Origin of the sequence: Bosea sp. BIWAKO-01 (genome assembly GCF_001748145.1) — a bacterium.
Classification (GTDB): domain Bacteria; phylum Pseudomonadota; class Alphaproteobacteria; order Rhizobiales; family Beijerinckiaceae; genus Allobosea.
The window spans coordinates 6509934-6521645 of record NZ_BCQA01000001.1 but is presented as its reverse complement, the minus strand read 5'-3'; the positions used below and the strand labels follow the sequence as shown (position 1 = coordinate 6521645).

The following is an 11712-nucleotide window of genomic DNA, read 5'->3' as shown; positions in this document are numbered from 1 at the left end:
TCCATTGGTCTGAAGAGCCGAAGCGCATGATGGCAGGGACGGGCAATGACCGTGATCAGACATGTCGCGATCGCACTCCTGGCGGTGCTGTCGGTGGGGGGCGGAGCGACCGCTGATCCCGCGGCGGGGGTGTCCGGAGAGCTTCCGGTTTCCGTTGCCCAGGCCATAGGGCGCCTCCAGGCCAAGCCGACCTTTGCCCATATGAGTTGGGGCATCCAGCTCATCGATCTCGCGACCGGCAAGGTGTTGATCGATCAGGCGGCGAACAGGTCGCTGCTGCCAGCCTCGGTCATGAAGACCTATAGCGTTGCGACCGCCCTTGACCTCTATGGCGCCGACCACCGTTTCCGGACGCCGGTCTACAGGCTCGGCAATCTCAAGGGCGACGTGCTCGACGGAGATCTCGTCCTCGTCGCTTCCGGTGATTTCAGTTTCGGGCTCCGCGAGCAGCCTGACGGCAGGCTTGGCTTCACCAGCCTGCCGGAGGTCGACCACAACACCACCTATACCGGCTTCCCGGGCGGTGCCTATGTCAAGAACAGCGATCCGCTCGCAGCGCTCGATGCCCTGGCCGCGCAGGTCAAGGCTGCGGGTATCCGCGAAATCACCGGCGATGTGTTGATCGACGACCGGCTGTTCGAGACCTATCGGGGGTTCTTGTCCGGGCCGATCGCTCCGATCTGGGTCAACGAGAACGTCATCGACATCATGGTGACGCCGACGAAGCCCGGCGAGAAACCCAAGGTCGACTGGCGCCCCAGGAGCGCTGCCATCACCGTCGAGAACGACGTCACCACGGTTTCCGGCACGGCCGGGCCGCTTGAGGTGACGACACAAAGGGCAGGGGTGGTTCGGGTCAGCGGAAAGATCGCTTCGGATGGACCGTTGGTCCTGACGATTTCCCAGATCGCCGATCCCGCGGCCTTCGCGCGCACCGTCTTCATCGAGGCGCTCGTGCGGGCGGGGATCAAGGTCGCCGCGCCTGCGCTTGGCCCCGCCAGGCCGCTGCCGGACCCGGGCGGCTACCGCGATGCCGACCGGGTGGCGCAATACGTCTCGCCGCCGCTGTCCGAGTTCGTCAAGGTGATCCTGAAGGTGAGCTATAACCGCGGCGCCGACCTCATGGTCTGTCTTGCCGCGGTGAAGGCCGGAAGCCGCGATTGCGGCGAGGGGCTGGCCGAGGTGCTGAAGCTGCTCGCCAGGCATGGCGTTTCGTCAACCGGAACCTATGTCTTCGACGGCGCCGGAAGCAGCAATAACAGCCGCACGACGCCGTCGGATCTCGCGACCTTCCTCAAGAACATAACGGCCACGTCCTGGGGGAGCGCCATTCACGACGGCATGGCCGTGCTCGGTGTCGACGGCTCGCAGGCGCTGAATGGCGCGGGAACACCGGCGGCCGCGCATGTGCGGATCAAGGACGGCGATATGGTCGCCGGAAGCGCCGCCGGGCAACTCGTCGCGCTTGCCACCACCCAGACCGGATACATCGAGGCCAGGAGCGGACGCCGGCTTGCCTATAGCCTGATGGTCAACAACATCCCCTTCCTGTCGCTGCAGGACTACTCCGCCGCCCGGGCCGATGTGGCGGCCGTCGTCGTCGCGATCCAGCAGGGCTATTGAGGCGGCCGGAGATCGTCATGCCCACTGCAACACGCTCCCGCTCAGGCCTTAGTCTGGCCGCGGCGCTCATCCTCATCGCGACGGACGCGTCGGTTGCCGAGGGCTTCTCCGGCTCGGTCGAGATCGGCGCTGGCCGCAAGATCTACCTCGAATGCACTGGCGCCGGATCGCCGACGGTCGTGCTGATCTCGGGCAAGGGGAATGGCGCTGCCGACTGGAGCGAGACCCTCGATCCCGCGGACCCGGCCCACCAGGCCGATTATGACGCCGTGGCCTGGGGGAAGGGCAATCTTCGCAGGAGCGGCTCGGCGGTCTTTCCGATGGTGTCCCGCTTCACCCGCGTCTGCGCCTATGACCGGCCAGGGGTGAGGCTCGATGGATCGGATCAGTCCACGCCAGTCGCCCAGCCGCATCCGGCCGACCAGGCGGCTGACGATCTCCATCGGCTGCTGACGGCAGCGGGCGAACCCCGCCCTTACGTGCTGGTGCCCCATTCCTACGGAGGTCTGATCGCCACGCTCTTTGCACGGACTTGGCCCGATGAGGTGAGCGGGCTCGTCATGGTCGACACTGCGACACCCCTGATGCGCGAGGTGGCAAGCCCGAAGCATCTGGCAAAATGGGACGCGCTCAACAGGCAGTCCGCGCCGGCGGCTCCCGAAGCCATCACGCTCCTCGATGCCTTCGCCAAGATCGACGCTGCCCCTCGACTGCGCGAACTGCCGGCCATCGTGCTTGCCAGCGACAAGCCATGGCGACCGCCATCCTCCCCACCGGAGAGCGAGCCGGTCGGCGGTGTCTCCTTCGCGGACTGGAGGGCATCGCAGACCCTGCTCGCAACGTCACTCAACGCCAGGCTCGTCGCGAATACGAAGAGCGGCCACAACATCCATGCCTATTCGCCGCAGCTCGTGATCGATGCGATCCGCGAGGTCGTGGACGCCGCGCGCGCGGGCAAAGCACGGATCGGGCCCTGAAGAGTCCGTCAGCCTGCAGGTCCGCCCGGCCTCGTCGGCTCTGCCCGACAGTGCGAGGGAGTTGTATGATCGCTTTGAATGCTGGCGCGCCTCGCAGGGGGGGGCGGCGACCGTCCCCAGTATCTCGCCCGGCGTCACATGGATGGGCCAATTCGCTGGGGGAACGCCGCGACAACACAGCGCCTGCTGCCTCATCCGCGGTTTGCTCGCGCCTGCTTCGGCGCAATGCCCCGGCATGTCGAGTGTCCGCGCGAGGTCGCTCGCTCTGGCTCTGCCACGCCGCGACCCGATCTCCGGCTCAAAGCTCCGGTGCCGACTGCCCGTTCTTCTTGCGGGTGACGAAATGCGCGATCGCCTGGATGGAATCGAGATTCCTGGGCAGTATTTCGCTATCCTCGACGGTAATCCCGAATGTGTGCTCGATGAAGCCGACAACCTCGAGCACCCCGGTCGAGTCCATGATGCCGTTCTCGAGGAGCGAGGCGCTGGCCTCCAGGTCATCGGCATCGTCCAGGAAGAAATTTGCCGCCAGGAATGCGCGAATGGCCCCCGTGTAGATGTCGCTTGTCTTCTCGATGATCATCATTGACCTCGTGCTCAATTCAAAAAAGATCTCAATTCGTCGAAATCGACCTGCTGGTTCGGCGGGTGGGCCCAATCCAATGCTTGGATACGAGTTGGTGGCGAAGGAGCTGCGATCCCGTCCATGAAGGACGGCCTTCGGCGGCGAGCAGCGGGCGTGCCGGCGCGATCACATCGGCAATCTCCGCTCGCGTGGGTGGAGTGTCGTTGGCGAATAGCTCCGCGCCACGGCCTGCTCGATCAGGGGGCGGTTCGCCGAGAGATGGGGCTCCATGACGAGGTCGAGATGGCCGCCAGCGATCGGGATGACCTCCACGCCCGCCAGGGCGCTGTCCCAGCCGAGCTCCCTCGTCATTCCCTCCCGCTTGCAGCGGAACAGCGTGCCCGCGAGGGGCAATTGCTGCTTCGGCTCGCCCAGCCACGCGAAGAAGGCGCGCTGCCGCAAGACCTCCTGCAGCTCGAACTGGATCCTGAAGCAGGTCGCATTGAACCGCTCCTTCGTATAGCGCTCGAGCATCCCCGCCAGACGCGCTTCGTGGCCCATCGCGGCCGTCCCCTTCGCAAGGGCGCGGCAGGCCACCCGGGAGACCGCCACGCGATTGCTTCGGAGCCGATGGAACGTGCGGGTGATGAGCTCCCGATACGTGCTCCGTTCGCCCTCCAGGCTCGTATCCAGCAAGCCCAGGAACCTGACCGATCGCCCGGCGCCGAGCAGCCGCCGCGCAACTTCGTAAGCGACGACGCCACCAAGCGAATGGCCGAGAAGGCGAACATCGCCCGAGGGCTGGGCCCGGCCAATCTGCTGCATCGCGTCGGCGGCCATGGCGGCGAGCGTGTTCTGTCCGTTCAATATCAGCCGCAGACCGGGGTATTTGATCGGAACCACCCTTGTGACCTTGCTCATATCCGCGGCAAAGGCCGCCAGGCTCGGGCCGTAACCGACCGACCCCGGGAGCAGGAACAGGATGGGAGGGCTATCCGTCGCGGTGACGCTGCTCAGGGGGGCGACCGCGGGCGTGCCGGCAGTGTTCTTCCCCATGAGTTCGTCTTGACGAAGAGGAAGAAAATCGCGATTCGAAGTGTCGTCAGAGACGTATTGTCCGTTGGAAACGCCGGCGCGCTTTGCATCTTTCCGGGCTTCTCGACCTGACGCCGGTGCTTGAAATGACTCCGAAACCATGGCCAGCCCCGCCTAAGGTTAGAGTCATTTATCGGATGCCACCAGACCCGCTTCATCATGCGTTTGAATGATAGCGGGGCCCGATCGAGGCCGCGCTCCGTTTCAGCGCACTTCGCGGGCTCGCGCAGAACGCGGTTAGACAGGTCTTTCCGGCTTCTGTTCGGAATTTGTTCTGTAGAGCGAGATCAGATGCTCTTCGAGGATTCCATCATTATTTGCATCGTGTTGGGCGATTGTGCTCATGCCAATCCAGCGCAAAAACGTCTTTGCGGAAAGGTGATGTAGAAGGAGCGGCGTCAGGTGTGACGGTCGCCAGAAACCCTTGCCGGTGCGTCGGGTTCCTGGTCGACCGCGGGTGCATCGGTGTTTGCGATCTGGCCTCGGCGGTGCGTCTGGAACCGGTAGTGCAGCCGCACGCAGCCCTTGTCGAGCGCCTGCGCGCTGATGAGCGTCGGGCTCGCCCGAAAGCCGGTGAGTGGAAAGAGCGGCCGGCCGCCACCGAGCATTTCCGGGATGACGTAGATCTCGATCTCGTCGAGCGCGCCGCGCTCGAGGAAGGCCATCTGCAACTGCCCGCCGCCCAGCATCCAGACGTCTCCGTCGTCCAGCCCGCGAAGCTCGTGGATCAGCGCATCGACGTCGCTGCGGACCTCCAGCGGACCCTTCGAATCGTCGATCGCCCGCGACGTGACGACGATGACGCGCTTGTCCCCATAGGCCCAGGGGGAAGCGTCTCCCGCTATGAAATCATAGGTGCTTCGCCCCATCACCACGGTGCGCATCCGCTTGAGGAAGGTGCGATAGTCGTGCTCGCCGAGTTCCATGTCGCCGTATTTGAACAGCCAGTCGAGATTGTCGTCCTCGGTGGCGATCCGCCCATCGAGGCTGGTGGCGATATATCCCAGAATCCTGGCCAAGGCGGCTTCTCCGTTGAATAATAAACGAACGTACGTTTATATATCGTCATGGCAAGACGCAAAACGATCCCTGACGAGCAGGTGCTCGAGACACTCCTCGCAACGATGCTGGAGACCGGCCCCGACGCTCTCACCTTCGCCCGCGCGGCGAAGGCCTGCAGCCTCTCACCGGCGACGCTGGTGCAGCGCTATGGCAACCGCGAGGCCCTGGTTCAGGCTATTCTCCTGCACGCCTGGGACCGGCTCGATGCTGAGACCGAGGCAGCGGACGCGGAAGAGCCACAGACGCCTGAAGGCGCGATCGAGCTTCTGATCCGCCTGATGCCGCCCGAAGCCCCGGAACGCGATGCCACCAATGGCCTGCTGCTGCTGAGGGAAGATATCCGCAATCCCGCGCTGCGCGCCCGCGGCGCTGCCTGGGGCCGCCGCCTCGCCGAAGTGCTCGGCCGCCGCCTCTCGAAGGACCGGACGCGGGGCGAGCGCTTGGGGTGGCAGATGGCGAGCCTCTGGCAGGGCGCGCATACATGGTGGGCCTTCACGCGCGACGCACCGGCGGAACAGGCGATCCGACGCGTGTTGGAGGAGTGGGTCAGAAGGGTGAAATGACCACCGGCCCCGCCAGGCGAGGTCTGCGGACGCTGGCCGGCACCAGATCTCCGTTATGTCCTGGCTGTCGACGCGCAGGGAGGCTCAGCCCTGCGGCGGCTTCCAGCCGGCCGATGGAATGGTGTTGATCATCCAGGGCACGCCGAACCTGTCGACGAGCGAGCCGAAACCGGGCGACCAGAAGGTCTCGCCGAACGGCATGACGGCCTTGCCGCCTTCCGACAATTGCTCGAACCAGCGCTGGGACTTGGCCTTGTCGTCGCTGTGCAGGGTGACGTCGAAGCCATTCTTGGGCTTGTCGATATTGGGAGCCCATTTGACGTCCATGTCGGCGCCCATCAAGGCCTGGTCGCCGACCTCGAGCCAGCAATGCATCAGCCAGGCCTTGTACTTCTCGTCGGTGATCGGCATCCCCGCAGGCGCGTCGCCATAGGGGATGGCGGCCGTGATCTTGCCGCCCAGGACGTTGGCGTAGAATGCGAAGGCCTCGCGGCACTGGCCCTGAAAGCTCAGGCTGGTCACGATCTTCATGGTCGTCTCCTGTCTGATTGCAGCATCGACGCGCGCCCAGCCGTAATCCCGGTCAACGCGTCATGGTGGATGATGCGCAGCATCTGCGTCATCCCCATGGCTTCGCAGCGCAACATCTTCGGCGGGGCTGAAGCCGGTCCGCCAATGTCCCCGCCGGAGCGGCAGACGGCGGAAGGCGACCAGCAGGGGGGCTCTCCATCAGCCGGGCGGCTGGGCGGCGGTGAAGACCGCCAGCTGATCCGCGAAGGCGCGCCGATAGGCGGGCCGGGCTTCGCCGCGGGCGACATAGGCGGAGAGGTTCGGATACTCCTCCAGGATGCCCGAGCCGTGCAACCGGCGCAGCACCGTCACCATCATCAGGTCGCCGGCGCTGAACGCATGGTCGAGCCAATCGGCGTCGCCAAGCTGCAGCGAAAGCTCGCCGAGCCGGACACGGACCCGATCCTCGAGGACAGGCAGGCGCGCCTCGTACCAGGGCTTGTCGCGTTCCAGGAGCACCGCCATGCTGCGCTCGACGATCGGTGGCTCGACCGTGGCGAGCGCGGCGAACATCCAGGCGATCGCGCGTGCACGGGCGTTCGCGCCGACGGGCAGCAAGCCTGCCTGACGCTCCGCGATATGGAGCACGATCGCTCCCGACTCGAACAAGGCGATATCGCCGTCCTCGTAGGTCGGAATCTGCCCGAACGGGTGAAGCGCGCGATGCGCGGGTTCCTTCATCGCAGGAAAGGAAAGCAGGCGAACGTCGTAGTGCTGGTCCACTTCTTCGAGCGCCCAGCGAACCCGCATGTCACGCGCCAATCCCCTGCCGCGATCGGGGGAGCGTTCAAAGGCGGTGATGGTGATGGTCATCAGCAAGGCTCCGGCTGGTTGGACGGTGCACGCCGCCCCATACTAGGCGTCGAGGGGCCGTTCGCCACCCCTGCATGGCGTCGCCTGGCCGGACGCGGCATCGCCTTGGACCGTGCCGAACACGAGGCTTGCCGTATTTTCGGACGGAATTCTCCCGCCTGGGTTGCGGCGATGGCAGTCGGCGGATTCGTTGGCCACGATGCCGGAGCGCCGGCTCCGGCGAGCCCTCGCGATCGCCTTTGCGATGCTTGCGCTCCACGCGCCGAGCCCATTCCGGAACAAAACAGGGTCCGGAGGCTTCCTCTCCCACAGGAGGAAACCATGCAAAAGCCCCGCGAAAATCCTGCGCTGCTCGAGGACGAGCGCGCAACGCTAAGCCCGACCGAAAGTCCGATCGAGGCGGACCCGGCGACCACAGGCCGTCGCGTCGGCGACCGCACCAATATCCATGACGAAGGCAGCGACGCCAACGACACGCCGGATGGTCTGACGGAATCCGAAGAGGCCGTGCGGCAGGCGGCCGAAGATGTTCCGACGGGAGGCTCCTTGGCCGGCAGGACGGAGTCAGTGCCGGTTTTCGATCGCGCTGGGCTTCCCCCGAAGCTGTGATGGCACCCAGGATCTGCTTGTGCTGACGACCGGAGGTTCCCCGTGGACTTTCAGGCGCCAGGCTTCGCATGGCCTGGCGCCGTGGGGCAGGGCGCGGTCGAAGCCGGATCGCCCGCTAGCGCGAGCTCCGTTCCCCCATGCCGCAACTTGTTATCAGCGACACACACGCCGGCCGTTGATGATCGTACAGCCGCGGCGCGCCGGAGTGACGACCACGGCGCGTGGGGCGACGGGGCGCCGCACCGCGACCGCACCGTTGGGCCCGGCACAACCAGCCCGGACGACCCCGCGTGCGCAAACCACGGCGCTGGCCTCAGTCGGGGCGAGGGCGGCGGCCAGAGCCAGGGCGCCCAAGCCGAAAATGGCATATTTCATGTCGTAGCCCCGTTTCGGAACTGGAGGGAGGATGGATCTCCGACGGCCTGCACGCAGCCTGCCCCGGAGGATCAGTCGTCGAGCAGGTCAGAACTTGTAGAGCAGCCGCCCGACAACCTGATTGGTGCTCAATTGCTGCTTGAAGCCGACAATCCCGAGCCCGCCGACGCCAACCGGGTAGGTGTAGGTGTTCTCCTCGAACTGGGAGTAGCGATATTCGAGGCCGGCGATCCAGTTATTGGTGATGGCGTATTCTGTGCCGGCTCCGAGCGTCCAGCCAAACCGGGTGCTGTCGCCTGCGCCATAGGAATAGCCGGTGCCGGTCACCGTCGACTGAGGCGCGGCCAGGGCGAGGCCGCCGGTTGCGTAGATCATGAACCGGTCGAAGGCATAGCCGACCCGCAGCCTGGCCGAGCCGACCCAGTTGGTATGGGCGGTGATGACATCACCGGTCAGCGCGGTGAACCGCTGCTTGCCGGTGATCAGGGCCGCGCCGTCGATCTCGCCACCCAGCACAAGCTGGCCGATCTGGTAGTTGTAGCCCAGCAGCAGGCCGACCGCGGCGCCGTCCCGGTTCAGGCTCGGCAATGCGGCAACCGCAGCCCGCCCGGCGATCACTGCGCCCGGTGTCAGCTCCGTTCTCGTCTGCGCCCAGCCGGCATTCGCACCGACGTAGAAACCGGTCCAGGTGAAGGCGGGCGCCAGGGGAATGGCGGGTTCGACCCGCCGCGACGGCAGATCGGCCGCCTGCGCGGCGAGCGAGAACAATGCGAAAGCAAGCCCGGCACCGAATATTGTACGTGAGTTAGACATCGTCAGCGCGCCCTTCGTGACTATGAGATCGATTGCATGCACCGACCCGCACGGTGATTGGGGTACGCAGCGGCCCTTGCCGCAAACGTCCCGGATCACACGGGCGAGGGGAGAAATGGTGGGATGGTCTTAGTTGCCTACGGCAGAGCCGAGCAGATAGTCCTTCTGCAACGCCTGATCCGAAGATGGATAAAGCGCCTGGCATTCCGACCAGTAGAAGGTCTTGGGCTGCCGGTTGGCGGGATCCGCGCAGATTGCGGTAAGCTCTGCCTGCCGTGATTGCGACGTCTGGCATCCTGCCAGGACCAGTCCCAACGATAACCCAATCCCAGCCAGGATAGCCTTGTTCATCACGTCCTCTGTTGCCTGCGATACTGGCGCTTGCCAGTTCGATTGGGAGGCGGATGCCCCGTCAGGACGCCCGCCCAGATCGCTTTGGAAGAGGCGGGGTGGGCCGGGCCTCGCGTCATCGGTCCGGTCGCTGGCCAGTTGCCGGCCAGCGATCTCCGCCCCCAGGGCGCCTATTTCATCTGGATGCCCAGCTTGGCGCGCTCATCCTTGAACACGACTGCCAGCGCCTCGATGATCTTCCTGTCCGGATTGGCCTTGCAGTAGACGATGAGCTCGTGCTCGACGACCTTGCCCTTCTTCAGGTCGAGAAAATGCTTCTTGGCGAGGCCGTTATACCAGCCGCTATACCAGGCCGAGAGCGCGTCGGCGTCCTCCTGGAAGGTTCCGGCCAGTTGTGCGCAGGTCAGGGCCTGGACGTCGATGAAACCGTTGGCATCGACATAGCTCGTCAGCGGAACCTGGGCCGTCGCGGCGTTCGAGGTCGCGCAGACGAGCGATAGCGCCATGGCGGCGAGAATTTTGGACATGAGGATCTCCTGGCTTGCTAGGAAACGGGGATAACCGTCTGGAAACACGAGCCGATCAGGTCGGCGGCGTGTGGGTGCCTTGGGGGAGCGCGTCTCCTGCCGGCGCGATTGGCGGACGGCAGAAGAACCGGCGAGGGGGCCGCAGCGCGGCTGCGATGGAGAGGCGCAAGCTCTCGTCGTCTACGAGACCCGCTTCACACCCGGTGGCCGCCAAGTCCCTTCGCCCGCCGGCAGGATCGAGGGCGGCGTCGGCTTCGGCCAATAGAGGCGCATCACGAGATAGATCGTGTCATTCGGTGCCGGCAGCCAATTGGCTTGCCTATCGGCGCCGGGGCTGTCCTTCTGGAGGTACAGCGTCAGCGAGCCGTCAGCGTCCTTCTTCATCGCCGACAGCATCGGAGAGTTGATGAGGTAGCGATTGATCGGGTTCGTGACGAGGAGCTGGCTCTTGCCGTTATACATCGTCACGGACCAGAACGCGTTGACCGGCGGCAACTGACCGGCTGGGAAGGTGATGGTGTATGCGTGCTTGCTGCCGTCGAGCGGCTCGCCGGCGGCATCCACCCGGGTATAGGGATACATGGCTTCCGCGGCATCGTTGCCCAGCAAACCGCCCTTGGCGGCGCCGGCCCGCATCAGCCAATCGCCGTTATAGAAGGCCTCGTCGCCGAAGAACGCGCCGACATTCCAGCCGTTGATGGTCTTGTTGCCCTGGGTCAGCCAGGTGCTGACCTTGTCGTCGCCCTGCTTCATGGCGATCAGGATGGCCGCCTTGTGCTCGAGCGACAGATCCTTGAATGCGAAGGTCTTGCCGGGACCGACCCCGATCCTCGCAAGTTTCGCACGAACCGCCTTGTCGCGCGCCGTCTCGGGGACGAATTGCAGGGCAGCGTCGAGGTACTCGAAGAAATTGTCCTTGATCCCGGCCGTGGTGGCGGGGACGAAGGCGATCTTCGGTGCGGCTGGCGGAGCGGGTTGCTTGAGGAAGGTCGAAAGCGGGCGCGCCTTGTAGCCGACCTGGACCTTTTCGACATTCGGCATGTCGCCGGGGCTGAAGAGCTGAGTGCGGATCAGTGCGAGTGTGAACGGTGTCGTCGATCGGAAGACCTGTTTGATTCCGGCCGGCTTTTCGCCCTTCCAGTCGGGGCCGACCACCAGATAGTCGCCAGGCTCCGTACCCGTGGCGCGCGTGCCGATATAGCCGTAATTATAGGTGTTTCCGTCGACGAGCTGGACCGAGTAGTAGCGCTCCCTCTCGATCGCCGGCACCGAAATGACCATCGGTTCGGCACGCAGATCCAGCCAGATCGTCGAGTATGGGGTGTCGCTATTGGGCGTGATGATGGCCGTGTCCGCCGGGGTCGAGACATGGTGCTGGTTGTCGATTTCGTTGAACGGCGCCTTGAACTGGCCCGAGTTCCTATTCACGGCAAATTCCTGCATGACCGCATAGTTCATCACCAGCGGCAGGCCGTAGATGAAGCCTTCTTCGGCGATGTCCTTGGCCTCGAACACGTTGGGCCATTCGGGGTTGGTCTGCGCCAGGACGGAGCTCGACTTCGTCGCTGCGGCGGCGGCGAATGCTGCCATCGCAGCAGAGCCAAGCAGATCGCGTTTCGTCAGCATCGGAACAGCTTCCTTCTGAGACGCACAGGCCATGACGACGGCCAAATCCGGTATTCCCGTTTGCCCGTGGCACTTATCCTGTGCGACAAAACAGTAATCGGGTGTTGAGACCACTCATTTTGCGCCAATCTTGCGGTATTCCG

14 protein-coding genes are annotated in these 11712 nt (G+C 64.8%); 4 read left to right on the top strand and 10 right to left on the bottom strand.

The genetic code is table 11. The annotated features are described in order from the left end of the window. The first annotated feature begins 45 nt into the window (after nt 1-45). Nucleotides 46-1623, top strand: a complete 1578-nt coding sequence (dacB, locus tag BIWAKO_RS30285) for a D-alanyl-D-alanine carboxypeptidase/D-alanyl-D-alanine endopeptidase (protein WP_069881797.1) — start codon at nt 46-48, stop codon at nt 1621-1623. A 17-nt stretch (nt 1624-1640) separates the two neighbouring features. Further along, nucleotides 1641-2600: an alpha/beta fold hydrolase gene (locus tag BIWAKO_RS30280; protein WP_069882935.1), complete on the top strand. Its 960-nt coding sequence runs from the start codon at nt 1641-1643 to the stop codon at nt 2598-2600. Nucleotides 2601-2898: 298 nt separating this feature from the next. Here the strand turns inward: BIWAKO_RS30280 and BIWAKO_RS30275 are convergent, their stop codons facing one another. The 3 genes from BIWAKO_RS30275 to BIWAKO_RS30265 form a co-directional block, all read right to left on the bottom strand. Next, on the bottom strand, nt 2899-3183 hold the full coding sequence (locus BIWAKO_RS30275; RefSeq protein ID WP_371332121.1) for an acyl carrier protein: 285 nt from the start codon (nt 3181-3183) through the stop codon (nt 2899-2901). Between the two features lie 168 nt (nt 3184-3351). Next, the gene (locus BIWAKO_RS30270; protein ID WP_084652028.1) at nt 3352-4362 is read right to left on the bottom strand and encodes a thioesterase domain-containing protein; all 1011 of its coding nucleotides are present in this window, start codon (nt 4360-4362) and stop codon (nt 3352-3354) included. Between the two features lie 296 nt (nt 4363-4658). Next, entirely contained in the window at nt 4659-5279 is a 621-nt protein-coding gene (locus tag BIWAKO_RS30265; protein WP_084652026.1) for a dihydrofolate reductase family protein, read from the bottom strand. A 48-nt stretch (nt 5280-5327) separates the two neighbouring features. Between BIWAKO_RS30265 and BIWAKO_RS30260 the strand changes: the two genes are divergently transcribed. Further along, complete coding sequence (locus tag BIWAKO_RS30260) at nt 5328-5885, top strand: TetR/AcrR family transcriptional regulator (protein WP_069881794.1); 558 nt, start codon at nt 5328-5330, stop codon at nt 5883-5885. An 84-nt stretch (nt 5886-5969) separates the two neighbouring features. Here the strand turns inward: BIWAKO_RS30260 and BIWAKO_RS30255 are convergent, their stop codons facing one another. Further along, the gene (locus BIWAKO_RS30255) at nt 5970-6416 is read right to left on the bottom strand and encodes a VOC family protein (protein ID WP_069881793.1); all 447 of its coding nucleotides are present in this window, start codon (nt 6414-6416) and stop codon (nt 5970-5972) included. 198 nt (nt 6417-6614) lie between these two features. Next, on the bottom strand, nt 6615-7268 hold the full coding sequence (locus BIWAKO_RS30250; RefSeq protein ID WP_069881792.1) for a glutathione S-transferase family protein: 654 nt from the start codon (nt 7266-7268) through the stop codon (nt 6615-6617). 321 nt (nt 7269-7589) lie between these two features. Between BIWAKO_RS30250 and BIWAKO_RS30245 the strand changes: the two genes are divergently transcribed. Continuing rightward, nucleotides 7590-7877: a hypothetical protein gene (locus BIWAKO_RS30245; RefSeq protein ID WP_069881791.1), complete on the top strand. Its 288-nt coding sequence runs from the start codon at nt 7590-7592 to the stop codon at nt 7875-7877. 153 nt (nt 7878-8030) lie between these two features. On the opposite strand, the gene BIWAKO_RS34565 is transcribed toward BIWAKO_RS30245, so the two are convergent. The 5 genes from BIWAKO_RS34565 to BIWAKO_RS30225 form a co-directional block, all read right to left on the bottom strand. Next, nucleotides 8031-8252, bottom strand: a complete 222-nt coding sequence (locus BIWAKO_RS34565; protein WP_074471640.1) for a hypothetical protein — start codon at nt 8250-8252, stop codon at nt 8031-8033. Between the two features lie 87 nt (nt 8253-8339). Then, complete coding sequence (locus BIWAKO_RS30240; RefSeq protein WP_141740295.1) at nt 8340-9065, bottom strand: outer membrane protein; 726 nt, start codon at nt 9063-9065, stop codon at nt 8340-8342. Between the two features lie 129 nt (nt 9066-9194). Beyond that, entirely contained in the window at nt 9195-9416 is a 222-nt protein-coding gene (locus tag BIWAKO_RS30235; RefSeq protein ID WP_069881789.1) for a hypothetical protein, read from the bottom strand. 170 nt (nt 9417-9586) lie between these two features. After that, nucleotides 9587-9943, bottom strand: coding sequence for an HdeA/HdeB family chaperone (locus BIWAKO_RS30230; protein ID WP_069881788.1), 357 nt, complete (start codon nt 9941-9943; stop codon nt 9587-9589). Nucleotides 9944-10123: 180 nt separating this feature from the next. Continuing rightward, nucleotides 10124-11569, bottom strand: coding sequence for a DUF1254 domain-containing protein (locus BIWAKO_RS30225; protein ID WP_069882934.1), 1446 nt, complete (start codon nt 11567-11569; stop codon nt 10124-10126). Nucleotides 11570-11712 lie beyond the last annotated feature (143 nt).

Excerpts from the sequence above, each read along its gene's own strand:
- dacB (WP_069881797.1), top strand. The coding sequence starts at position 46 with ATGACCGTGATCAGACATGTCGCGATCGCACTCCTGGCGGTGCTGTCG.
- BIWAKO_RS30280 (WP_069882935.1), top strand. The coding sequence starts at position 1,641 with ATGCCCACTGCAACACGCTCCCGCTCAGGCCTTAGTCTGGCCGCGGCG.
- BIWAKO_RS30275 (WP_371332121.1), bottom strand. The coding sequence starts at position 3,183 with ATGATCATCGAGAAGACAAGCGACATCTACACGGGGGCCATTCGCGCA.
- BIWAKO_RS30270 (WP_084652028.1), bottom strand. The coding sequence starts at position 4,362 with ATGGTTTCGGAGTCATTTCAAGCACCGGCGTCAGGTCGAGAAGCCCGG.
- BIWAKO_RS30260 (WP_069881794.1), top strand. The coding sequence starts at position 5,328 with ATGGCAAGACGCAAAACGATCCCTGACGAGCAGGTGCTCGAGACACTC.
- BIWAKO_RS30255 (WP_069881793.1), bottom strand. The coding sequence starts at position 6,416 with ATGAAGATCGTGACCAGCCTGAGCTTTCAGGGCCAGTGCCGCGAGGCC.
- BIWAKO_RS30250 (WP_069881792.1), bottom strand. The coding sequence starts at position 7,268 with ATGACCATCACCATCACCGCCTTTGAACGCTCCCCCGATCGCGGCAGG.
- BIWAKO_RS30245 (WP_069881791.1), top strand. The coding sequence starts at position 7,590 with ATGCAAAAGCCCCGCGAAAATCCTGCGCTGCTCGAGGACGAGCGCGCA.
- BIWAKO_RS34565 (WP_074471640.1), bottom strand. The coding sequence starts at position 8,252 with ATGAAATATGCCATTTTCGGCTTGGGCGCCCTGGCTCTGGCCGCCGCC.
- BIWAKO_RS30240 (WP_141740295.1), bottom strand. The coding sequence starts at position 9,065 with ATGTCTAACTCACGTACAATATTCGGTGCCGGGCTTGCTTTCGCATTG.
- BIWAKO_RS30235 (WP_069881789.1), bottom strand. The coding sequence starts at position 9,416 with ATGAACAAGGCTATCCTGGCTGGGATTGGGTTATCGTTGGGACTGGTC.
- BIWAKO_RS30230 (WP_069881788.1), bottom strand. The coding sequence starts at position 9,943 with ATGTCCAAAATTCTCGCCGCCATGGCGCTATCGCTCGTCTGCGCGACC.
- BIWAKO_RS30225 (WP_069882934.1), bottom strand. The coding sequence starts at position 11,569 with ATGCTGACGAAACGCGATCTGCTTGGCTCTGCTGCGATGGCAGCATTC.